Origin of the sequence: Paenibacillus sp. GCM10027629, assembly GCF_042676425.1 — a bacterium.
GTDB classification, from domain to species: Bacteria; Bacillota; Bacilli; order Paenibacillales; family Paenibacillaceae; genus Paenibacillus_K; species Paenibacillus_K terrigena.
This window is the reverse complement of record NZ_JBHTGZ010000010.1, coordinates 132599-156612: the sequence shown is the minus strand read 5'-3', so window position 1 is coordinate 156612 and position 24014 is coordinate 132599. Positions and strand designations below refer to the sequence as shown.

The following is a 24014-nucleotide window of genomic DNA, read 5'->3' as shown; positions in this document are numbered from 1 at the left end:
AAGGTGCCCTACGTTAGACCTAGATGAACGATGATAACGAAAAAAGCCAACCAGAAATATCTGGCTGACCTTATCCTAATTGCCGCGATGCGCCGAAGTCGCTGCATTCAGCATGGACGTCCAATTCGGGAAGTCCGTCTCCCTAGCAACATGCCGATCGAACAGCTCTTCAGGCAGATTATCGATATCTTCCCGCGTACTTACTTGAAAGTTCCCTTTCGCAAGAAACTCCCCAAAGCTTTCGCAACGGGTATGTTCGTTCATGAAAGCGTCATTGAATAATGCTTCAAGCGACGCCTCCTTCTGCTCTTCTTCTACCGACTTTTGTCCTTGTAATTCCTTCAACAGGTCGTCAAACGACATAGGCTTATGCTTTCTCAGACGATCACTCCTCGATTAAATTTGATCTCACAGAATGCCTTAATTAAAGGTCATCCATGCTGTGCTTCCCAGAACCTCGAAATTTTGCTTGAACCAGAAATTCCGTGATTTATCCAGGGTATAGACGTACATTCTTTTGCTTGGATACTTCGCTTTGAGCCAGTTCATGAAGGAAGCCGCGTACCCTTTGTTTTCAAATTCTTTGAGCACATCCAAGGCTTCGATAAAGATAAAGTCCTTCTTGCTCTTGATATCAATATAGAAGTCCTTCTCCAAATACCGCTCATCGGCGCTAAAATAATCTTGTTCGGCTTTCTGGATAAGCTGTTTCCCGTTATCGTATTCCCACACGACCCCGTACCCAACCATCGTATCTTCCGCTTCAATGATATAGATCTCTTCCGGTAATTCAGATAGCTCCTTCGTGCTCAATTCCCCTGCATGATAAGCAGATGTGACTTCACTTAGACATCTCTGCATTTCATGATCAAATGGCTTTGCAATAATCGTTGGCATTCCTGTTCTCCTTATTATTATATCCAGTACCTGACATCTTCAAATGAAAAAAAAAGCAGGGCTCTCATACGTTCCCTACTTCTCCAATTGAATGTGTACGGGTTATTGTCCTTCGTTATTCTACCACAGATTCGGCAGATCGTAACCGTATTTTCCTTTACCATTTTCGAATTGTTATCTAAAAGGCAAATGAATCGTCACGATTTTCTTCGATCGAGCTGCTCCGGTTCGGTTGCTCACTCACGCTTGCAATTGCATATCTCATGTATCTGACTTATTTTGAAACTGTTTAACAAGTCGTCCAATCACTCTCCCTTTGTCCAACATACTATGAAAATATCAAATGAGAGGAGATGATTTATTGGTACGTATTCTAGATAAAGCTGCCGTCCAGCCACGTCGTAGATTCAACTTAGCAACGTCATTTACTATCAGACGTTCACCGGCGAGATCTCGCCTAGCAACCATTCGATTAAGAATACCCGCTGTGAATGCTCAACCTAATCGTGTTGAATTAGTAGCAACTGTTGGTGTACGGGGGGTTACTGGTATTGCTCAAATTCTCTTTAAAATCTTCCGTGACGGAGTACAGATCTTCAATACAATACAAGGTATTGAATCAGCTGGTTCAGAACAAAACTATGCTGTTACATTTCAGGCGATTGATCGAAATGTAAGATCAGGTAATCATGTCTACACAGTAACCGCAGAAAACCTGACTGCAAATACCAGAGCTGATGTTGTTGGTCCGATTTCATTTAGTGGGCTAGCCGTTCAAACGAGAACCTAATATTTTACGCACCTAAGTCCCCTATTAACAGGAAACGATCGATGAATAACAGATAAAAGCAGCCCAAAACTGTATTATTCCAGTTTTGGGCTGTTTTTATTGATGCTTCCACCAAGGATTGTTGACGCGACACCTACCTAAGCCAGTACAGGAATTTCATCGATATCGCGGTATACCCTCTTCCCCTTGGCCTCAGCAGTCCTTACCATCTCATCGGCACCCTTGGACGGTCCTCCTATTCTAAGAACTGCATCACAATGGGATAACAGCCGAACGGCCGATGGGTGAAACATACGCTCGAATATCTCATCTCCGATCCGGCGAGAACCGGCCGTCTCCATGAGCGGCAGGGCGTACCATTCGCCGAGAACCGGCAGATGCCCCATCTCATACACGTGCAAGGCCGCTTCATTCATCAGCCGCATATTGGCCTCGATTAGCTCCGAATCGTCTCCCGTATTGGAACGATAAGGCCCCGCGATTAGTATATGCTGAGGTTGGCTCACAGGATGAAGCAACCCGTGAAGCTGGGCATATTGCAGCAGCATAATCGTTTTCGCATCACGTATTTCACCGTTCTCAGCCATGTTCAGGGCTTGTCCGAAGGGCAGCTCCAGCACTTCGATCTCTTCCTGTTCTTTTTCTACGCCTCCGCCCTGACCGGTCTGCATATACGGCGTATATTCTGCCACGAAGAAATAGAGTATTTCCGTCACCGATCCAGGGGACATATAAGCTTCCCCTATCTTGTGCACGTTGGATACCCGATAGCCGGTTTCCTCTTCCGTTTCACGGCGAATGCAGTCCTCTGGCGAGTCCTTATCCAGCAGCCCCGCACAAGCCTCAATAAGCAGACCCGTCTCATTGCCGTTCATATACGTCGGCATCCGAAATTGACGGGTTAGAATTACGGTTTGCTTCTCTCGGTTATACAACAGAATCACAGCGCCGTTGCCGCGGTCATACGCTTCTCGAGATTGCGTTTCCCAGCTGCCGTCACGCTTCTGATACTTGAAGGTCATTTTTTTCAGCACATACCAATTGTCCGATAAAATCTCTTCTTTCACGATTTCAATGTTCGGTTTCATCCCTATCTCCCCTTATCCTCATCCGTTTTTCTGGCCACAAAGAATCCCGTATCCTTCGTGATGTAGAGACTGCCTTGTTCCGCGATCTTACCCTTCAAATAAGTCGTGAAATGGTCGAGCTTCGTACCGACAAGAACCTTCCTTGCATTCATCGGTGTTGAAGTTATGTATTGGATGAGCGGCTGCACCTCGTCGATCAGCATGTAATCCTCGAACCGGATCTGTTCGATCACGGTGAACTTGGCCTGCAGCGTGTCTCTCCCGTTATCGAGTTGGAATCGTTCCATAACAGGGTCAAGCACCTGAATATGCGGATCGAAAGCTTGGGTCAACTGCTCGATTTCTTGCAAATGACTTGTCCTCATCGTAGAAGCATACAAGCAGCCGCCAGTCTTTAGCACACGGTGCATCTCGGATACGGCACGATTCATATCGAGCACATGATACAACATGTGATTGGCTATCACGATATCGAACTCGTTGTCGTGGAAAGGAATCTCCTGGGCGTCGGCAAGCAGAAATTTGAACCGTCCGCTGTGAGCACCCAAGCTCATCCGCGCCTGCTCAAGCATCCCTGCCGATAGATCCGTAAGCGTAATGCTCCAGGTTTCTGGAATGAGGTCTGTATTCCTTCGCCATAAGGCCGCATCACCACAGCCGAGCTCCAGTACCTTGAGATGGGGAAGCGAGCCCAGATGCTCGAAGAACCACCGATGCCATCCAGTCTTATTCGAACTAAACTGATCATACAATCGCATTCTCGCCTGCAGCCGCACCGCATTATGGTACTGCTCACTCCAGTCCTTCTCCTTATGAATCGTTCGCATCACGTCCGCTACACCTTCCCAATCGACTTGCTGTCCCTGTTCATCCACCTTCCCCAGTGCTTCTTCAATGGCTTTGGATACGTACTGCAAATGAGCGATTTGGGATTGGATGATTTCTTTTTGCATCTTCAATGAGCTCCCCAGGTCTTGTTCGGGGGTGGTGTCGTCTTGGATGAATTGTCTGATCTCGGCCAGGGACAAACCGATGTACTTAAGCATCTGGATCTTGTGCAGCCGTGCCACATCTTCCTTACTGTAGAGGCGGACAGAAGCATGGTTGTGCTCTGACGGCTTCAGCAATCCAATCTTGTCATAGTAGCGAAGCGTTCTAAGCGTCATCCCCGTTCGCTTCGCAAGTTGCCCCGTTGTGAAGTAATGGTGTTCCTCCAGCATCACGCACTCCTCCTCCTCGTGATTCCTATTGTATTCGGTGACGCTGCGTCACCTGCAAGCTTTATTTAACTTCATCGACAATGAAAAAAAGACGGTGATGTAAAGTCATTTACAATTTCACCGTCTATACTCCAATTATTTTTTCTTCTTCGCCGCTTTCTGTTCAGCCTTCGCGAGGTTCTCCGCGACCCTGAACTTCACGATCTTGGCGATCAGTTCCATCGGCATCGGCTGGCCGATCGGGAATTGAATCGTCCCTTTGCCTGCCTTGTAAGGAGCTAGCTCCTGCTCGAATTCCTCGATCCCGCTCGGAGCCGGATAGAAGCCGATATGATGCTTGAACGCGGCAAAATGAACCACATTGCCCTGCTGCGCGAACGTCGGCATCTGATAGCTGATCTTCTCCGCCGCTTCGGGTGCAGCTTCTCGGATGACCTGTCGGATCGATTCCAGGATTTCCTGAATGTCCAGCGGAAAGGTTGAAATATAATGATCGATGGATTCATACGTCGTTTTGTTCCCGTCCATAGTAACGTCCCCTCTCCTACTCATTCATTCTTGCAAGTATTACAACGTCATGGCTTGTCCATATCTTGCGAGAAACGCTTCCTTTGCTTTGTAATCCGGCATGATGCTTCCGACACGCCGCCAGAAGGATCGATCATGATTCATATGCAGGAGATGGCAGAGCTCATGAATGACCACATAATCGATCACCTCGATAGGTGCCATCGCCAGCCGGTAATTGAATGTGAGATGCTTAGCCGAGCTGCAGCTCCCCCACTTCGTTCTCGACTCCTCAATGATGTAGGATTTCGGCGTGACCTTCAGCTGCTTCTGATAGATCTTGATCCGTTCCCCAATCACCTTCTTGCAGCTGGCGAAATAGAACTTCTTCAGGTCGCGTTGAAGCTCGTCTTCCGTTCGTCCATTCGTCTCGATTAGCTCATGCAGCGCATGGTATTTCCCGAGATGCAGGAACTTGCCTTCTTCTTGATATTCTCTCACCTTCGGAGCTGTCCGAGCCGCCTCAATCGCTTGTAATTGCTTCACAATCTTGCTTCCATGCTGCTTCACCGCGCTCATCACGACATCGTCGCTTGTATCATTCGGCGCTTTTACCGTAATGAGACCTGAAGGGTCGATATGGATCGAGAGCTTTTTGCGTGGTCCGTATTCTACATGACATTCGATACTTCGTTGTCCTAATTCTATTTTCATCATCAACATCGTTCCTATAAAGTTTTGTCTCATTCTCTATCCCCTATTGTAGCAGAATGGGATGACGCTAGAGAGAGGCAATATTTCCTGCATAGGGATAAGAAAGTTGCACGTAGGAAACATTAAGAAGATACTTGCACGTATTCTTCAGGAGGTTGTCATGTTCTACCTATATAGCGTTGTACTCCTATTCGGAGGACTAACCGTCATTAACTTTATATTCTCGTATCAGAGCAAGCATATTGATCCAATGTTCTGGACCACCTTCAAATTCCAGCTCATGATGATTCCGGTATTCTTAGCAGCCAAGTGGGTGTCGGCGTCATCGCGATCGGCCTTGTTCTAATAAAGCAAAAATAAGCTCAGAGCATACAGAAGAAGCTGTCTTCCCTCACGGGAAAACAGCTTCTTCTGTATGCTTATTCTTGGCCTGGCGTGAACGTGCGCTTACCCAGCTCGGAATCGAGCATATAGAACGCGTTGCTGTCGTTGTCGATACGGCGCAGCTTCTGAATGATGCTATCGAAGGTTGCTTCTTCCTCTACCTGCTCATCAATGAACCATTTGAGGAAGTTGATCGTTGCATGCTCCCGCTCATCCCACGCGATGTCGGACAATTCGTAAATTCGCTTCGTTACCGTCTTCTCATGCTCGAAGGCATGCTCGAAGGCATCCAGCAAGGAGCTGTATTCATTCTGAGGATTCTCCATGCCTGTAACGACGGCCCGTTTGCCTAGTGCATTTATGAAATGGAAAATTTTCATTCCATGATATTTCTCTTCTTCCGACTGCATGATGAAGAAATTCGCAAACCCATCAAAACTCTCCGAAGAACAATACGCAGCCATCGCCAGATACACCTGCGAGGAATAAAACTCATAATTCATTTGATCGTTCAACTTCGCGAGAAGCTTCTCACTTAACATTCGGATCACTCTCCCTTATTCGCTTGTCTAGATGAAAGGTAAGCTTGTACCGTATCAGAACATCATTCGACACCATTCCATGTCAATCGATGTTATCCTGCACGATTTGGCTTCCTTCTATTCTTAGTATGTTGGAAATATGCGGGAAAGTAAAGAGCCCCCGGTGACTCGAAGCGTTACGTTGCAATCCTTGCGGATAACTGCAGATGGATATCGTTCACGCAGTTCAGCAGCTTTGTTAGTTGAGGGGTATCCATTTGCTGAAGAAGCGAGAGATCATTACAACCGGCCAGAAAATGAATATTGTAAATCAAGGTCATCATGTTCAAATCGAGACCGGAATCTTGCGCAGGCAGTAGAATGACATCACTTAGCGAAAAAGATGCCGGAGGTGCCATACTGCTATTCCGCTCCACGTACAGCGCCTTCAATAAATACTCTATTGCACGATCACTGAATAAGATGCACATATGAACAGAGACTGGGTGATTATAGCGGGTTGCCGCATTCATATAGTCTTGCGAAAGCTGCTGCAGCTTCCTAATCGTCTTGGCTTGGATTGAGCGATGATCTCTGCATTCATCATTGATGGTTGAATGATTCACATGCCTCAGCTCCCACTCGGATTGTTGCACGATTCAACGGGCACGGTTTTGATTTGGCGAATCGTGGAAATACTTACCTTTATATCCCATTATACAACAAAATGATATTAATAAGTATAATTTATGATATCTAAATGATGGTGTATGGTGGGTCGTATTTTATCTACACTTTCTAGTAGAGAGGTGTGGAAGGAATGACGGATAAAGAAGTACTTCTTCGGGTTGGGGCGCGCATTCGCGAACTGAGGAAAGAAAAGGGATTAACGCAGGAAGCGCTCGGCGAAAAAGGCGGCTTTCACTTTTCCTATGTCGGACAGGTTGAACGAGGCGAGAAGAACGTCGCGTTATTGAACCTTGCCAAAATTGCGGAAGCGCTCGATGTGGACATCTCGCAGCTCTTCACCCCGATCAATCAAGATAATACCGAGAAATCGCAATCAGATATTCAGGAAATTACATATATGCTGAATCAGCAGAACCCTCAGAAAATCGCCATGGCGAAGAATGTGGTGAGGGAGATTTTTAATTATAAGTAAGGTCATGCCAAAACAAAGAAGCTTCCATAACCACTTCAGTTGTGGATTGGAAGCTTCTTTTTCTGTGTTTGGATTTAATAAGCTAGCAATCTTTAGTTGCTTTTTGCATAAGCAAATACATCAACACCAATGTTCTCTCCAACCAGATTTGGCATTCCACTTGTTAACCAAGTTTCTATGTCAGTATTTTGTTTCTGATAGGAAATCGTGACCTCATTTTTTTGTGGTGCGATCATGACTACGGATACCTTAGCGTTAGCGCCTGTACCTTCCGTAAATTGAACGGCCAGATACTTACCCGTTAAATCATTACCTTTGTCTCCACCAATCGTAATATCACGGGTATAACCAGCTCCACCTGCAGTCGCCTTGCCAATTGTAAGTGTATATCCACTTTCTACACCAGGTGTATACTTTGGAATCTCCATCTTTAACACTTCACTCACAACATTACCGTTTTTAACCACAATATAAATGTCATTGGCAGTCGCTTTCTTTAAGCCTTCTACACTAATTAGTACGAGTCCTTTTTTACTTGGAGCACCAGGCTTACTCGTATCCATTACTGGCATTTTAGCTCCACTCTCAACGACTTTATAATAATATTGTCCGTCTTTACTAGTATTGAAGGAGACGGAAGCTGTCTTCTCGGTTAAACGAGTCGCTTTCCCTGCCGTTAATACAGGTTTAGGATCATTATTGTCCTGTACCTCCACGACTTGTAAAATATCGCCTGCATATCCTTCTGCTGTGCCAACCGCAATAATGGTTCCTTCTTGTGCATATAAGGAAGTATCCAATTGTGCAAAAGTCAGCGGCAGCTCTCTCGTGTCGTTTAGGTACTGTGCATGAACTGTAGTTGCCAATTCTGGCGCTACACCAGCAAGCGTAGTAACATGGCCTAACTTATCGATGGATTGAATGCCATCTACGGTTACATTTACGCTAACTGATCCTTTTAGACCTACAAGCTGACCTTTTACAGTAAATGTACCTGGCGTTTTATACAATGATGGATTCACTGTATCCCAGTTCACTTTAGCGATCTGAGTAGTGCCATCATTAAAAGTAACTGTAACCTCCGCAGGTAAATTTGGTGCATGATCAACCGTTGTTGATACATTCTCCTCTATACCTTCGATGGAAGTAACCTCATAATCCTTATTCATATAAATGAAATAGTCTTTACTTCCTGCTGAAGAAATTTCGGATACTATCAACGTATTTTTCCCTTTGACTAATTTATCCGGTGAAATAGATGCACTATCACCTTCAAATTGGATTTCTTCACCATTCATCTGTAATTTAATCTCTGTGCCATCAAGTACGATATGAGGTTTCTTGATTGTAATAGGCTGCGCAGCGTCAGTTATAGCAGCATAATACGTATAATAATTAGGATTAAAGTTGCCGTTTAGTACTGCATTGCCTAGTCCGAGATCAACCGCATAATCAACAAATTTAGGATTGGATATGATTTCAATATCATCCAGGTACACAGTAGCATTAATTCCTCCAAAGCCTACTCCACCTGTTTTTAATTGACCATCATCAACAGATATCAATTTTTGTCCATCCAATACGAAACCAATTTTGCCATCAAAGGTTTGTATCTGCAAATGATGCCACTCATTCGCATTAAATCCATTCGGAACGTCTGCTTTACCTAATGATGAATCTCCACCGGTAGTATGTTTCATAATTTCAAAATACGGTGCATTTCCATTTTTATTTCTTCTATAAACCACTTGATAGGATATCGGCGCTTTACCAGGGGCTAAACCTTCATTAGATGCCATGACATAAATCGTAAAGTTATCATAGGCACCATCTAGAACATTTGTTGTACCCCAGCCTTCAAATTTCCATTTCATATTGACCAGATAATTATTCCATGGGGCATTCAACGCATAGAAATCATTGCCGTCTCGAATCTCATCCTTTAGAACCTGATTTCCACTATTTCCATTATCATATACAACACTTGTCACAGATGGCTTGCCACCTATTTTTGTAAAATTAGGTACAATTCCATCTTCAAAATCCAGCTCCAACTGTTGCTTATTCACATCGGATCCATCATATGCCGGAGGTGCTGGTATGTTGGATGGAGGGATTGGCAATGTCGCTGGATTCCCGCCAAAGACATAAAGCTCATCGTAGAAGGCTTGTCCTCTGCCATTATCAGTACCAAACGAGATATAATCAAATCCGGATGCAGGTAAAGTTTTAACGAGTTGATTATCAATGTATAGCCCTACATCCGTACCCGATGTATAGTCAAACTTCAACTCATGCCAACCAAATGTTCTAGGGATGTTCGTTGTTTCCTTTTGATTTCCAATTTGGATGATATAATTATTTTTCGTATCATAATCCAAACCCAGACCAATCATGTTATCCCCATCATCAACTCGTGCAATGGAAGTAACTCTAGCCGAATTTTGTTGCCCTGAATCGTACGCTGCCAAATTATAATTCTGTCTGTCAAACATCTTCACTGTTACGACTTTGTTCAGCATTTCAGGGAGATTCTTGGATACTCGCGTTTTATCCAGCAGTTCAAGACTTTGTTTGCCATTAATAGGTCTTTCAGACATGAATTCTGTTGAAATTTTGGCTTGACCGTTTTGAATGGACCACACGGTATCATCCAGTCCATGTTCAAAGTTCTCTTTAAAATAAATATCTGCTGGTTCTATAATCAGATCTCTGTCTGTTAAGTATTGTTTAGGGTAATCTGATGTGACTCCAATCTTGTCATACTCCATCTTGGAGTCGTCAAATTCCTTAATATGATTTGCAAGTTTCCCATAGTTAACATTCGTATTATCAAACTTGATGACATCCCCATATTGAAGAATCGTGTTCACTTCAATATTAAAATTCATAGGATTTGTTGCTTTTACATTACTTAACTCTAAGCCTGAGGCTCCCATATCCAAGTTCATATCATTTGGCCCATAATCTGTCATGGTAGGATTTGCCCCTGTGTTATCAATAATCACTTGGTTTAAGGAGTTAGGTTTGTAATTTGCACCCTTGTACAAATAACATGCAAAGAAAGCTCCATCATCTCCACCATCTTGTTGTGCATCATGCAAATATACATATTCAATTTTATTATTGTGGGTATACATATCCGTCATCATATTGAAATCTTTATCACCATCCGGGAACGCTGCATTCGGATTGCGACTATGTCCTGCCGTTAAGAAAATTCCTCTTCTTGGTGAATTATAGACCTCTACATGAGAAACCGTATTATAGCTTGACTGTTGGATGGTAATACCTGAGGCCTGACCAATCAGTTCACCAATATCATGAACAATCGTATTTGTTATCGTATTATCTCTGCTATAGCCATCTCCGTTTTTATCTCCAGCCACACCAGGGTAGCCGCCATCAACGTTTATACCACCATGGCCTGTGTATTCAATAAGATTATCCTTTATGGTTGCATTTTCATTCGCTAGATAAAGTTCGATACCAAACATACCTGAGTTTTTAATATGTGTTTTCGATATCGTAATATTTTTGGTATTCGTAAGTGTAATCACACCATATTGGAACTCTATTCTTTCAGTCTGCTCGGCATAAGATGGTTGTGTACTTCCTTTAGCTTCCGGAGGATAGAAACCTAGACCAGCTCCTGCATCTCCCCAGTTCCAACCATAGGCATACCAATCTGTTGTATTGGTATCCTTTAATTGCAAGCCGCTGAATTCAATATTGGATACCATATGAGTTCGATCGGAACCTTCGACACGGATCACTTCTTTGACCGTAGGAATGATAAATTCGTTATCATTTATGTTTCCTTCAGAATAATAGTACAAGTCACCCGTCTTTTTATTGAAATAGTATTCACCTGGAACATCCAAGAAGCCTAAATTTCCTTGTACAAAATATCTTGCATCTGTACCTGTATTATATTTAGGTCTATATATTTCTGGTTTTCCTGGAACCGTTTTGTACACAAGTTGACGACTTGCCGTGTTAATAGAAGAAACCGGTATCGTATCCGTCATCCAATCCCAGTATCCGCCATCCCACATATAAACCGAGGCATCCAAGTCTCCACGCTTTTGGGAATTGACCATACCGTTGATGGACTCTTGATCAAGATCGCCTGCTCTATAAATCAAATCACCTATTCCACCGCCTGCACTTCTCATGTAAGGCGTCAGAGCAGCTGGGAAATCTTTATACTTATTCAAATTTTGAGTACGTGCCAACGTAGCCCGTCGATCATTTACATAAAGTGTATCAAAAGTAACATCCGTACCCACGTGCGTTTTGTATACTTTACCTGCAGCCGCAGCTGGCAAGTCTGCATCAGCACCAGTTCTTTCAACGGGTTGCCATGGTGTGTCAACAACCTTACCGCCGATCATTTCAGCACTAGCCAATTCATCTAAGTTTCGATAGACGATATGATAACCATTCGTACCCGAGTCTTGTTCATTGAAAGTAATCGTTTTATCAAGATAATATTTACCTTTTGCAATAAAGACGTAAATATCACCTGTCATGTTCTTATTAATCGCTCGAACGGCATCTCTTGCAGCTTGCACCGTTGCAAATGGCTTATCATATGAACCATCATTTGCATCATTTCCATTTGGTGAAACGAAGAATTGCGCTTGTATTCTGTTAAGAGAATGTACTGCTCCATCTGCTGCTTGAACACTATTCGTAGGGACCAATAATGAAGTAGAAATCATACAACATGCAATCATGATACTAAAGATTTTTTTCTTAGCCATATCAATATACCTACCCCTTCTCATTAATTTTGCAATGTTTACGATGTTAAAAGGGATTACCTATTATATATCCTATACAATATTACGGCTGCCTCAGCTCTTGTTGTCTTGCCATTCGGATTGATTCCGCTTTCATTTCCTGTGATGATTCCATCTTTAATTAAGGATGCTGCGCTATTTCGTGCATAATTTGCGATCTTGTCCGCGTCACTAAATTTCTGAAGATCCTCGTTACTTCCTTCTAAACACGGTTTACCCGCGATTTGAAGCGCTTTATCTACCATGACCATCATATCTTGTCTGCTAATTTGCGCACTTGGTTCAAATGTATTGTTTCCTAAACCAGATGTTATACCTAGTGCTTTGGCTATAGCGACTTCGTTAAAGTAATGAGCATTTTCCGCGATATCAGCAAAGTTTCCATTGATATCAGCTTTCAAGCCTAAAGTATTTACTAGCATCTTCAAGAAGTCTGCTCTCGTAATGTTCTTTTGAGGAGAAAAGGTTGTTTCACTGGTTCCTCTTATAATTTCTTTTGAAGCGAGTACAGATATCTGTTTTTCTGCCCAACTATGTTTGGAGGTGTCCTCAAAGGTTTTCTTTACGAAACCTATTGCATATGTTCCATTAACCTCACCATCTACAGTAACTTTTCCAGTTTCTTTGTTATATCTGCCATTTGAAACGGTACTCAAGCTACCATCCTTAGCTACTTTGTACACTACGATATGTTCATAGTCTGCCATTTCTTTTCCTACAGGCTTATAATCAATAGCGATCTTTATATCAGCTTCTACTGGCTTGCCTTCTTGTAAAAGTGATACATGAACACCTGCTCTGCTGCCTATCGTTTCGCTAGCTATTGATGTAAGGCTGCTCTTATCGATTGGGCTTATGACAAAATCTACTTTACTATTGATATTTTTTGCTAAGGATTTCATCGTGTCATTTGATAATATAATGTCACCAAAGCCAGTACTTACTGTGACATCGATCTTTTCATTCTTTGCTGCTATTTGCCCCACAGGAATCGTTACCGTATTTTGCTTCGCATTACCTGTAGTTCCTATTTGAATTGTGAGTTGCTTTACTCCATGTTCATCTGTTGCAGCACTATTAATCGCTGAATCTACATGTTCTTCCATAATTTCTACTTTTACATTTCCATCCTTGTCCGGCTTTACATGATCAAAAGATAAACAACCATTTTTGATGGTAGGCTCTTGGCTCGGATTTGGATCCGGCTTTGGCGTTGGTTTTGGATCTGGTTTGGGATCTGGCTTTGGATCTGGTTTGGGAGGTATTGGATCAACCTTTCCAGTCAAAGTTGTTGATGAAACCAATGCACCATCCATTGTATTCACATATACAATATGATCCTCTACTTTTTCTAAAGCACCTGTCGTAATCGAACCTGAAATGGTACCATTCGCATTTGCTTGAGCCTGTCCCATCGCTTTAAGGGTTTCATTTACTTTATCAACTACTCTTACCATATACTCCTTACTTGCTTCATATCCTGTACCATCTATAGCAACAACGCCCTTATTATAATTTGCTTTAAGATTAGAAGAAGCTGCTAAACAATTTACAGGCAATGTGGCTATACATAGTATTACTGCAAGTATTACGGAGATTCGTTTACACATACTCTATCCTCCCGATGTCTTGTTTAACGAACCATTCATTCAGTAACTCGTTGCATACGCATTTACAGATAATGTAGCGCTTACATTTTACTTTGCTGCAATAAACCCTATTCATTAATCCCCTCCTTAGTTACGGCTGCATTCTGTTGGTTTAATAAATCAAGCTATTCGACAAAATATGCAGCTTCCTTGCATTGTAGCCGGGCTGAACTCCAATCAACAATCTCAAAAACTGTAGTTATTCATGTTTTCTGCGACTTCTATACTTTAAATTGTGTGATGTAACTCATATTTTTAATACAATCTCTAATTTCTTCCGATCTGGTTCATAAAAATCATGAAAAAAGAGGCTCCGCGGATTCCATCTTTACGATGAATCGCTTGAGCCTCTCTTACTGTTAATCACTATCGTCTTCCTGTCCAAGCTGCAATTTGTACTCACTAAGGGACATACCAAAATGTTTTTTGAATCGCGTGTAAAAATAATTATTCTTTTCAAGACCAACCTTCTCGATTATGGTCGACAAGGACATATTGGTGTTGCGCATATATTCGTCCAGCTTTTGCATGCGGAAGTCAAAAATGTATTGTGCAATCGACTGCCCGTGTGCTGCTTTGAACAAATGACCGACATAGTTCGGTGATAGGCGCAATTTTTCGGCAATGGAACTGAGGCAAAGTTCGGTGTTGGGATATTCCTGTTCTACCATTCCGATAATGCGCTGCATCAGAAGGTCGTTGCTACTCGATGTGTTTTTGATGGCTGTTATCTCATTGCTGAGCTTTTGTAAGAACGCATTCATCAGGATATCAATATCTGCACCCACTTCTGCATGTTGTATATCTTGTAAAAACGCCTGCAGCGTTAGATCCTGATTGTCCTTTATGGCAGGCATCTTACTGAGCACACCAGAATAGATTCTGTAAATTAAATGTACAATGCTGAACAAAACCTCGTTGTACGTATATTGATACAGCTGTTGACTAATAGATTGATAGATCGCACTGGCTTTTTCATAGTCACTCTCCAGCACTTTTTCGATCAGCTGTTCCTCCTTTTTGACGGAAACGTGGAATTCATCGGTATTGATTTCATCCATCATGTAAGGAGTGATAATGCAACCATGGCCATATCGCATTTTTAGAAGAATAGAGCCCTTCATATTGTTATACATGCTCGGCAAATGTTCCAGCCCCTGGAACATCGTGCTGTACGCCATAGACAGCGAAATATGAAGATACTTTTGCGTATTCCATTGTATTTCGCGTAAGAAACGTTCTACTTTATCCTGCAGCACTTTATATTGCGATACGGAGTCACAGTCCATTATCATTACAAATTTATCGGAATCACAGCTGAAAACTTCGCATTGACCGTAATTCTCAGCAATCTCTGTTGCGATATTCACAATCGCATAGCGCAATGCCCAACGTTCCTTCTGACTATTTTGGGACATAAACTGACTGTAATTGTCAATTTTAAACAGACACATACACAACTGATTGGAGACGATATAGTCCAGTTGCAAGTCATGCAATTTTTCCCGTACGGTTTCCATGGAGTACATCGTACTTCCGCTCAACAGTGCATTCAGAAAATCTTGTTTGGCAGCATAGCCTGTTTCACGCATGATTTTATCGAGCTGCACATTCTGCTCCTTCATGGATTCAAATACAGACAGAATAACTTGGAATTCTTCCGTTTCAGATACAAGTTCATTACTTCTTGCGGGAGCTTCCCCGTTAATAATTTTCGTCATTGCTTGTATAGGGCTGTTCAGCCTGCGTGCCAAATACAGACAAATGACTGCACAAATAATGAATACAGCTACTACGATACATACCGACACGATCGATGCAGTAATTACATCTTTGAAAATTGTATTAAAGGGTGTAACACCCATGATGTACCAGTTGTTAGCATTACTTTTAGTGCTCGAAACTAGGTAACGGGTCCCATCAATTTTTTGCACCCGATTGTTGCTGCCATCCAGTTCCTGTGCTTTCTGGGCTAATGTGCGCACTTCACTCATGTCATGACCGAACTCCGGTGAGAGTGCCATACTTAATATAGAACCGTTCGTGTCAACCACTAAAAAAGAAGTTTCCTGTACAGGATCATGTCCGTTGATTGCTTGGATGGAATCCGTAAGCGCTTTCGTTCGAATGTTGACAACAATGGCATTTTTCAGACCAGCTGCAGTGGCGCCCGGTTCAAATAATATATAGGAGCATGTATTTGCCGATTGTGTTGCTTCATCTACAGATGTCACAATGGGGCGACCACGATACTCAGCTACAAATTTTTTGTCTGTTAATAGCTTTGCAATCGCCTGATCTGAAAATGCAGATGCTGGTCGACGTTCACCGCTCCGTGAGGAATAAAACAAATCCAACCCTGCATTATAAAGATATACACTGTCTATGTTATTCAGTGTCAGAAAGTGCTTGTCAATGACCTTACTTGTTAAAAGAGCCACCTCTTCATCATGTACATTCATGTTTAAAAATTCAGTGATATGATTGTCGCTATAAAGAGCCCTACCTAATTTTTTGGCGGTCTCGTCAAGATAAGTAATACTATAATTCGATTGCGCAAGCAATCTGTCGTTATACCGATTCGTCATCGTAATCGTGGTACGCAGAAAAGTAAATGTCAGAAAAAACGTAAGTAAAACCGTAATAATGATGGTGATAACCAAAAAAGAAATAAATGATTTACGCTGAAAGCTCGTACGTTGAGTTTTAAGTTTTGAGAGCTTCATGCTGACCTCCTAGTAATGCGACTATCTAGTATTATATTCCTAGTATAATTCCAATTTATATTATAGTGTTAAATAAATTTCACCTCAACGATTTATAACACTTTGAAGAAATCGTTAGTTTTTAGAGATTTCTAGTGTGAAAAAACAAAAAGAACAGCATATTTGTTTGTTGAGCAAAATACTCCTCCTAACTACACTGAAAGCAGACATACAAATGATGCTCAGAAAGGAGTGAATAACATGAAGACGATTACAACGCCATCTCACAAGGGCAAGTCCTACAGAACGTTACGTAGCGCACGCCGTCAGGCACCCTTCTATCTCATGATGGCACCTGGTTTAATTTTTATTACGATTTTATTTTACATCCCGATGGCCGGCGTGATCATTGCCTTCAAAGATTACAATGCACGGGATGGTATTTTCGGAAGTCCATGGATGGACCCGTTGTTCAAAAACTTTGAGTTTTTCTTTAAATCCGACGCAGCAAGGACCGTTACCTTTAACACGCTTTTTTACAATCTACTAGAAGCTGTTACCGTTACGCTTTGTGCATTGGCAATCGCTATTCTATTAAATGAAGTAAAAAACAAAGTTACATCTGCTACCTATAAAGGTTCCATTTTGCTGCCAACCTTTCTCTCATGGATTGTCATCCAGTACATTCTCTTCAGCCTGCTCAGTGTTGACCGTGGTATTATCAACAGCACGATCACCGGAAACGGCGGAGAAGCCATTTACTGGTACAGTGAACCGTCTTACTGGCGCTTCATCTTGCCAATTGCCTATCTATGGAAGAATGTCGGTTACTTCTCGGTGCTATATGTGGCAGCGATTGCCGGAATTAACCCCGATTACTATGAAGCTGCCCAACTGGACGGTGCTTCGAAGTGGCAACGCATTAAACATATTACATTACCGCTTCTGAAACCGACCATCATTGTCCTTTCACTGCTTTGGGTAGGTAAATTATTCAATGGCGGTTTAGGCGACTGGAACGGATTCTACACGCTTCCGAATGATGCGGGTGCGCTTTATCCGGCAACAGACGTTATCGACACACTTGTATTCCGTTCGCTGAAAAAGGTCAATGACTACGGTATGGCGTCTGCAGTTGGTTTATATCAAGCGGTAGTTGGCTTCTTCCTTGTGTTGATCTCTAACTACATCATTAAAAAGAAAGATCCCGACAACGCACTATTCTAAACGATCAGACAGGATAGCGTTTCTACTTGGGAGGGAGACACATGCTACTTAAAAAGCTGCATTTTTCAAAAATAACAATTCATCTTATTTTCATTGCACTGAGCCTTGCCTGTATCCTTCCATTGCTTTTGGTTGTATCCATATCGTTTACGGACGAGCAATCATTGATGCTTGACGGATATCGCTTTTGGCCCAAAGAGTTCAGCACGGCAGCTTACCAGTATGTATTCAGCGGAGCGGGCTCTATTCTAAATGCATATGCCGTTACGATTTTTGTGACGGTTGTCGGCACGCTTCTGCATCTGCTGATTACTTCCATGCTGTCGTATTCGCTGACACGTCCCGAAGTGACTCACCGCAGAGCGCTCACTTTATTTGTGTATCTTCCGGTTCTGTTCAACGGCGGTCTTGTTCCGCAGTACATTTTGCTGACGCGCATCCTGCATCTGAAGGACACCATCTGGGTGCTGATTATCGTCTATCTGGTATCGACAATTAACGTGCTGATTATGAAAAACTTCTTCCGCACGATTCCAGACTCATTAATTGAGTCAGCGCGCATCGATGGATCCGGTGAAATCCGTACTTTTTTCCGGATTGCACTACCGCTCTCCAAGCCGTCGCTCGCAACCATCGGTTTGTTCGTCGCCATTGCATACTGGAATGATTGGATGACCGCATCGCTTTATATCGAATCGCCGAAGTTGCGGCCCCTGCAATATCTGCTCCAATCGTTAATGAACAATATTGGATATTTGCAGTCGAACGCACAGGCTTCCCAATCGATGGAAGCAGCGATTGGCATGCTGCCTAGTGAAGGCGCGCGCATGGCAACCTGCGTACTCGCCATCGGTCCGATTATTTTGCTCTACCCTTTACTGCAGAAGTACTTCGAAAAAGGTTTGACAATCGGTGCTGTAAAAGAGTAATTTTACCGGTAAACCAACCGGAAAATGAGAAAAACTCTATCGAGGTCCATTCGAAGATGAGCGACCGCGTTTAGAGGTGGTTTTTATCGCCAAGTAGAATTTTCAAGTTTCGATACGTCGAAATTTTTATAAATTCTATTGGGGTTATATAAATTTTAGGGGGAACGACAATGAAAAAATTTTCTGCGATTCTGTTGTCCGTAACGATGCTATTTACAATGCTGCTAGCCGGCTGTGGGCAGAAAGAGACAAGCTCTACCGGCGATTCTGCTGAGAAACCTGCTGCGGGTAAGGAAGAGATGACTGAGCTCAATTTCTACATGATGAACAGCCCCGTCAATGACTTTGACCGCGTCATGAAGAAAGCGAACGAAATCATTGGCAAAGAAATCAATGCTAAGCTGAATCTAATTCTTGTAGACAGCAGTACTTATGCCGAGAAAATGAACCTGATGATCAATTCCGGCGACGATTGGGATCTCAGCTTCACTGCTAACTGGGGTGGCATCAACTTCTTTGAAAACGCCGCCAAAGGAGCTTATGCCGACCTAACGGACCTCCTTCCTAAATATGCACCTCAAACGTATTCCCGTATCCCTCAAGGACTGTGGGAAGGCGTTAAAGTAAATGGTAAGATCTATGGACTCGTGAACTACCAACAGTGGGGCACTGCCAAACGAGAGGGCTTTAAATTCCGTTCTGATCTTGTAGAGGAAACCGGGTTCGACTGGAAAGCCTTGAAAGGCAAGCCTACAATTGAGGCACTTGATAAGATCGGGCCTTTCCTTGGCGATGCTCTAGCAAAACACCAAGGAATGATCGGGTTTGAAACCAGCTCCATTGAAAGCTTGTTTGCCAGCAATCCGCTGTTATGGAACATGGAATCCGTAGGTGATACGAGCATCCCTGGCTGGATTAACCTTGACAATCCAGACAAAGTCATCAACCAGTTTGAGACGGAAGAATTCAAGAAGTACACTGAAATGATGCGCGACTGGTTCGTCAAAGGTTATGTTCGCAAGGATGGCGCAACCGTAAAAGATACTTCTCCTGACCGTAAAGCAGCCAAATTTGTCGCTGAGAAAACAGGCAGCTGGCCTGATAGCATTGAATACCCTGGTAATCCTGATGCCAGCAATATGTCTATGACGAAAAGCGCAGGCAATGCTCCTGCAGTAACCGTCTCCACCACTCGTACGATGATTCCTGCGGGCGCCGCTTCTACTGCAGCGATTGCAATCAATTCGGATTCCAAACACATTGAAAAAGCTTTGCAGTTAGTTGAACTGCTCAACACCAACGATGATCTGTACAAATTGATTACGCTTGGCGAAGAAGGCGTTGACTACAAATATGATGAAAATGGCAAGTTCACTATGATTGAAGGCAAATACAATTTCAACTTTAACGAATGGCAACTTGGCCAATCCTACAGCCCTAACTTCACACGTACGAACTATGACAAGAACAAAGACGGCGAAATTCAACAAGCGACCCAAAAATTGATCTATGAAGCTGACAAAACAGCAGAAATTTCACCGGTAACGGGCTTCGTATTCGACCCGACTCCAGTAAAGACGCAGGTTGCAAACTGCGCTGCAGTTACCTCTGAGATGATTCCGGCACTCAGCTCCGGTTCTGTCGATCCTGCTAAAACATTGCCTGAATTCCTGAAGCGCCTGAAAACTGCCGGCGTGGACGACATTATCAAAGAAAAACAGGCTCAATATGACGCCTGGAAAGCAAAAAAATAATCTCACGATCCATTGTGAAATCCGGTGTATTTCTTTATATCGTACACCGGATTTCTATTTCAATTAAGCCCAAAGAGAGGAACTCAACATGCGCTATTCTCTTATTTGTAAATCTTTTACTGGCAGTGAAGTGCAAGACGCTGAAATCGTTGACGTGAATTTACAAAATAACGAGGTTGCTTTTTCACAGTTCCCATGCAGTGCGTCGATGACAACGCAACGACTTCCGCATGGACAACGATTGGATATTACCCTGTCATTTCATGAAGATACAACCGTTCCGATGAATTTTTCATTTTCTATGGCAACGGAGCAATGGGACAAGAGCAACTATGTGCTGATGCCCGGTGCGGTTTATAATGGCAATCGTTTTGTAAGCTTACCTCTTCCCTACCCGCCTTATTATGAGCCTCCCCACAACAGTCGATTTACAGATGCCGAAGTCATTACCAGCATTCCTCATTTGGATATGGAGAACAGAAAATCACAAATTTCTTTACTTTCCGGTGATATGGCATCGCCTTTATGCGGGTTCTATGATTTTAACGGCCAATCCGGCTCTGTTCTATTGGGAGAGCACCAATGCGGCAGTTATTATACAGGCTTTACTGTTGATGAAAATCAAATCGATGGCAAAGCTTCTTTTGTGCTTTCTGTTCCAGGTGTACGCGAGACTACTCAATATTTTTTTGGGGACCAGAACGACGGGCAAGGCTTTCGTCCAGACGTCTCAGCTCCTTCACAAGATACCGGCGCTATGTTCAAACAGGGCCAATCACTAACGCTGACGGTCTGTGTCCTTCATTGGCAGCAAATATCTTTGCCGGACTTTTTCAAGCTGGTAAACAGCACCAAGACAACATTGGAAGCCCCGAATCAATTCTATAATGTTCCGTTCTATAAGGCATATACAAGCATCAAAGAAAAGTACCAAAAGGAAAACTTTACGGAAGAAGGATATTACACGGTAGGAACCAACTGGAACATCCATCAGCAGTGTTGGCAAGCGGGTTGGATTGGCGGAGGTATCAACAGCTATCCGTTGTTGATGGAAGATTCATCTGAAGCACGGCAGCGCGCGCTTTCTACGCTCCGCTTTATTTTCTCGCGCTTGCAGCATCCTAGCGGCTGGGTATTCGGCATGTATGGAAATGGAAAGTTTTATGGTGACGGTGGCGACAGTAACCCTGATACCATTCTGTTAGTTCGAAAAAATGCCGATTTGCTTTATTTCGTGCTGAAGCAGCTATTTTGGCTTTCGGATAACCACCATTCCACAATAGAGTTTGAGCAACCCGTAAAAGCGCTTTGCGATGCCTTTGTTCGGTTGTTCCAACAATACGGTCAGCTCGGACAGTTTATTGATATGGCTACAGAAGAAATCGTAGTCGGTAACTCGGCCGGAGCATGTATGGCTGTAGGCGCGCTGGCACTGGCGAGCGAATATTTTCAATGTACAGAATACCTCCACGTTGCAGAGCAGCTTGGGGAGTACTATTACCACAACTATGTAAATAAAGGGATGCTGAACGGTTGTCCTGGGGAGATCTGTCAAGCGCCGGATAGCGAAGCGGCATTCGCCATGCTGGAAAGCTATGTGCAGCTGCATGAGACGACCCGCAAGAGCATCTGGCTTTCTTATGCAGAAGAAACTTGTGAAATTGCCATGACGTGGGTTATGAGCTACGACTTTGTGTTCCCTGCACATAGTACAGCAGCCAAGCGCGGTGTTCACAGCAGCGGCACGGTGTTCGCCAACGCACAGAACAAACACTCTGCGCCTGGTATTTGTACACTTTCAGGCAACAGTCTTCTCAAGCTGTATCGCTTTACAGGCAAAGCAAAATATCTACATGATCTACATGCTATCGCACACAGTTTACCGCAGTATGTATCTCTGGCAGAAGATCCGGAGCTGACGCTCGAGAAGCAATATTTGCCCGCAGGCTATATGAACGAGCGTGTGCAAACAAGTGACTGGGAAGGTAAGGAAACGATTGGTGAATTCCTCTATGGTTCCAACTGGCCGGAAGTTTCCATGCTGCTTACCTTTGTGGAAGTACCGGGCGTCTATGTGGATTTTACAAGCCGAACATTGCAGGCATTTGACCATGTGGAATGCTTGGTTACACAGTGGAATGAGGATTCTGTATCCATGGAAATGTATAATCCTACTGCATACAGTACGATCGTTACGGTGCTTGCGGATGAACGTACCGACGGTCAGCGCGTAACGCATCATTACTTTGGAAGCATGAAAACTGTCCCCCTCTCAGCCGGAGAGCGTGTTTATATTGAAATTAGAAAATAACGGGAGGTTCTCCTTATGTTGAATATTGGTGTTATTGGATATGGCGTACGGATCGACATGCTGATGGATGATTTGTTCGCGCTGCCTTATGAAGTACAGATCAAGGCAATAGCAGATACCGACCATGAGCGCGTGCGGGCTTTGATGAAAAAAGACGGCTCGAAAGAAATGATGCATAACATGGAAATCGATAAAATCGACGGGCTTTTGCGCAGCTGCGAGATGAATCCAGATACGATTACTTTTTATACGGATGCAGACGAAATGCTGGACAAAGAGAAGCTGGACGGCGTGATCGTGGGTACGAACTGCAACACGCATACTTATTTCGCTCAAAAAGTGCTGAATCGCAATCTGCCGCTGTTTTTGGAGAAACCGGTAGCTACGACGATGGAAGATCTAAGAACGCTAGCGGAGTGCGAAGCAAAAGCAACGGCTCCCACGGTTGTTTCTTTCCCGCTGCGCGTCACACCACTGGTGCAGGAGGTAAAGCGTATTCTGGATGCCGGCACGATTGGCAAGGTGGAGCATGTACAGGCGTTTAACGATGTTCCCTATGGGTATGTATATTTCCACGACTGGTACCGCGATGAGTCCAAATCGAAGGGGCTTTTCCTGCAAAAAGCTACGCATGATATCGACGTCATCAACTATCTGCTCGGTGAAGAACCCATGAACGTCTGTGCCATGAAGTCCAAACAGATTTACAAGGGCGATATGCCAGCCGGGCTGCGCTGCAGCGAATGCGACAAATGGGAAACCTGCATGGACAGCACTTACAATATCATTAATCTACGCAATGACACGCCGCGCAGCGATTATTGCGGTTTTGCGGTAGACACCGGCAACGAAGACTCCGGCAGTATGATTGTGAACTACGCGAGCGGCATGCACGTCATGTATTCACAGAACTTCTTTGCCCGCAAAGGTGCCGGGCGGCGCGGTGCAAGGCTGTACGGCTACAAAGGCACCGTGGAATTCAATTTCGCTACGAATGAAATCAAAGTATTTGACCATATGAGTGACAAAGTAACCACCGTGCGTCTTGATGATCAAGGTTCGCGTCATGGCGGCGGAGATATTGTACTCATGCGTAATTTCGTACACCTGATGCAAGGCAAAACGACCGAATCTGTTGCCCCGCTGAAAGACGGCATCCGCAGTGCTCTTGTATGTCTGCAGGCCAACGCATTTTCCGAAAGTAATCAATTTTATCCAGTCACTCTATGAGAAAACCCCTATCGAGGACTTTCGAAGATGAGCGACCGCGGTTAGATGTAGGTTTTATCGCCAATCAGGAAATATAAGTTTTTGCATGTCAAAAACTTATACTTTCTGATGTGGTGAC

General features: G+C 43.5%; 19 protein-coding genes. 8 read left to right on the top strand and 11 right to left on the bottom strand.

Going from position 1 to position 24014, the window contains the following annotated elements:
• Nucleotides 1–75 precede the first annotated feature (75 nt).
• Both ACFQZR_RS20120 and ACFQZR_RS20115 read right to left on the bottom strand, forming a co-directional pair.
• Nucleotides 76–363: a hypothetical protein gene (locus ACFQZR_RS20120; RefSeq protein WP_379349227.1), complete on the bottom strand. Its 288-nt coding sequence runs from the start codon at nucleotides 361–363 to the stop codon at nucleotides 76–78.
• A 57-nt stretch (nucleotides 364–420) separates the two neighbouring features.
• On the bottom strand, nucleotides 421–897 hold the full coding sequence (locus tag ACFQZR_RS20115) for a GNAT family N-acetyltransferase (RefSeq protein ID WP_018758540.1): 477 nt from the start codon (nucleotides 895–897) through the stop codon (nucleotides 421–423).
• Between the two features lie 361 nt (nucleotides 898–1258).
• On the opposite strand from ACFQZR_RS20115, the gene ACFQZR_RS20110 reads away from it, so the two are divergent.
• Nucleotides 1259–1687, top strand: a complete 429-nt coding sequence (locus ACFQZR_RS20110) for an exosporium protein C (RefSeq protein WP_379349224.1) — start codon at nucleotides 1259–1261, stop codon at nucleotides 1685–1687.
• A gap of 137 nt (nucleotides 1688–1824) precedes the next feature.
• Here the strand turns inward: ACFQZR_RS20110 and nudK are convergent, their stop codons facing one another.
• From nudK to ACFQZR_RS20090, 4 genes are all read right to left on the bottom strand, one after another.
• On the bottom strand, nucleotides 1825–2775 hold the full coding sequence (nudK, locus tag ACFQZR_RS20105; RefSeq protein ID WP_379349221.1) for a GDP-mannose pyrophosphatase NudK: 951 nt from the start codon (nucleotides 2773–2775) through the stop codon (nucleotides 1825–1827).
• Between the two features lie 2 nt (nucleotides 2776–2777).
• The gene (locus ACFQZR_RS20100; protein ID WP_379349219.1) at nucleotides 2778–3995 is read right to left on the bottom strand and encodes a MerR family transcriptional regulator; all 1218 of its coding nucleotides are present in this window, start codon (nucleotides 3993–3995) and stop codon (nucleotides 2778–2780) included.
• 135 nt (nucleotides 3996–4130) lie between these two features.
• Nucleotides 4131–4523 carry an iron chaperone gene (locus ACFQZR_RS20095; protein WP_379349217.1) on the bottom strand — a complete coding sequence of 131 codons (393 nt, stop codon included), beginning with the start codon at nucleotides 4521–4523 and terminating at the stop codon, nucleotides 4131–4133.
• A 39-nt stretch (nucleotides 4524–4562) separates the two neighbouring features.
• On the bottom strand, nucleotides 4563–5216 hold the full coding sequence (locus tag ACFQZR_RS20090; RefSeq protein WP_379349452.1) for a M48 family metallopeptidase: 654 nt from the start codon (nucleotides 5214–5216) through the stop codon (nucleotides 4563–4565).
• Nucleotides 5217–5376: 160 nt separating this feature from the next.
• On the opposite strand from ACFQZR_RS20090, the gene ACFQZR_RS20085 reads away from it, so the two are divergent.
• The gene (locus ACFQZR_RS20085) at nucleotides 5377–5562 is read left to right on the top strand and encodes a hypothetical protein (RefSeq protein WP_379349215.1); all 186 of its coding nucleotides are present in this window, start codon (nucleotides 5377–5379) and stop codon (nucleotides 5560–5562) included.
• Nucleotides 5563–5635: 73 nt separating this feature from the next.
• On the opposite strand, the gene ACFQZR_RS20080 is transcribed toward ACFQZR_RS20085, so the two are convergent.
• Both ACFQZR_RS20080 and ACFQZR_RS20075 read right to left on the bottom strand, forming a co-directional pair.
• A complete protein-coding gene (locus ACFQZR_RS20080) occupies nucleotides 5636–6142 on the bottom strand; it encodes a ferritin (RefSeq protein WP_018758527.1) in 507 nt (168 codons plus the stop codon).
• A 176-nt stretch (nucleotides 6143–6318) separates the two neighbouring features.
• A complete protein-coding gene (locus tag ACFQZR_RS20075) occupies nucleotides 6319–6747 on the bottom strand; it encodes a hypothetical protein (protein WP_379349212.1) in 429 nt (142 codons plus the stop codon).
• Between the two features lie 194 nt (nucleotides 6748–6941).
• Between ACFQZR_RS20075 and ACFQZR_RS20070 the strand changes: the two genes are divergently transcribed.
• Entirely contained in the window at nucleotides 6942–7283 is a 342-nt protein-coding gene (locus ACFQZR_RS20070; RefSeq protein WP_379349210.1) for a helix-turn-helix domain-containing protein, read from the top strand.
• A gap of 92 nt (nucleotides 7284–7375) precedes the next feature.
• Here ACFQZR_RS20070 and ACFQZR_RS20065 read toward each other — a convergent pair whose 3' ends face one another.
• The 3 genes from ACFQZR_RS20065 to ACFQZR_RS20055 form a co-directional block, all read right to left on the bottom strand.
• Nucleotides 7376–12052: an Ig-like domain-containing protein gene (locus ACFQZR_RS20065; protein WP_379349208.1), complete on the bottom strand. Its 4677-nt coding sequence runs from the start codon at nucleotides 12050–12052 to the stop codon at nucleotides 7376–7378.
• A gap of 56 nt (nucleotides 12053–12108) precedes the next feature.
• Nucleotides 12109–13701: an S-layer homology domain-containing protein gene (locus ACFQZR_RS20060; RefSeq protein WP_379349206.1), complete on the bottom strand. Its 1593-nt coding sequence runs from the start codon at nucleotides 13699–13701 to the stop codon at nucleotides 12109–12111.
• Between the two features lie 398 nt (nucleotides 13702–14099).
• The gene (locus ACFQZR_RS20055; protein ID WP_379349205.1) at nucleotides 14100–16466 is read right to left on the bottom strand and encodes an AraC family transcriptional regulator; all 2367 of its coding nucleotides are present in this window, start codon (nucleotides 16464–16466) and stop codon (nucleotides 14100–14102) included.
• A gap of 240 nt (nucleotides 16467–16706) precedes the next feature.
• Between ACFQZR_RS20055 and ACFQZR_RS20050 the strand changes: the two genes are divergently transcribed.
• The 5 genes from ACFQZR_RS20050 (at nucleotide 16707) to ACFQZR_RS20030 (ending at nucleotide 23896) form a co-directional block, all read left to right on the top strand.
• Complete coding sequence (locus ACFQZR_RS20050) at nucleotides 16707–17672, top strand: ABC transporter permease (protein ID WP_379349203.1); 966 nt, start codon at nucleotides 16707–16709, stop codon at nucleotides 17670–17672.
• A gap of 41 nt (nucleotides 17673–17713) precedes the next feature.
• Nucleotides 17714–18601 (top strand): carbohydrate ABC transporter permease, encoded by an 888-nt coding sequence (locus tag ACFQZR_RS20045; RefSeq protein WP_018756846.1) that lies wholly within the window; start codon nucleotides 17714–17716, stop codon nucleotides 18599–18601.
• 170 nt (nucleotides 18602–18771) lie between these two features.
• Nucleotides 18772–20355, top strand: coding sequence for an ABC transporter substrate-binding protein (locus ACFQZR_RS20040; protein WP_379349200.1), 1584 nt, complete (start codon nucleotides 18772–18774; stop codon nucleotides 20353–20355).
• A 208-nt stretch (nucleotides 20356–20563) separates the two neighbouring features.
• On the top strand, nucleotides 20564–22666 hold the full coding sequence (locus ACFQZR_RS20035) for a hypothetical protein (RefSeq protein WP_379349198.1): 2103 nt from the start codon (nucleotides 20564–20566) through the stop codon (nucleotides 22664–22666).
• Between the two features lie 15 nt (nucleotides 22667–22681).
• Nucleotides 22682–23896 carry a Gfo/Idh/MocA family protein gene (locus ACFQZR_RS20030; protein ID WP_379349196.1) on the top strand — a complete coding sequence of 405 codons (1215 nt, stop codon included), beginning with the start codon at nucleotides 22682–22684 and terminating at the stop codon, nucleotides 23894–23896.
• The last annotated feature ends 118 nt before the right edge of the window (nucleotides 23897–24014 follow it).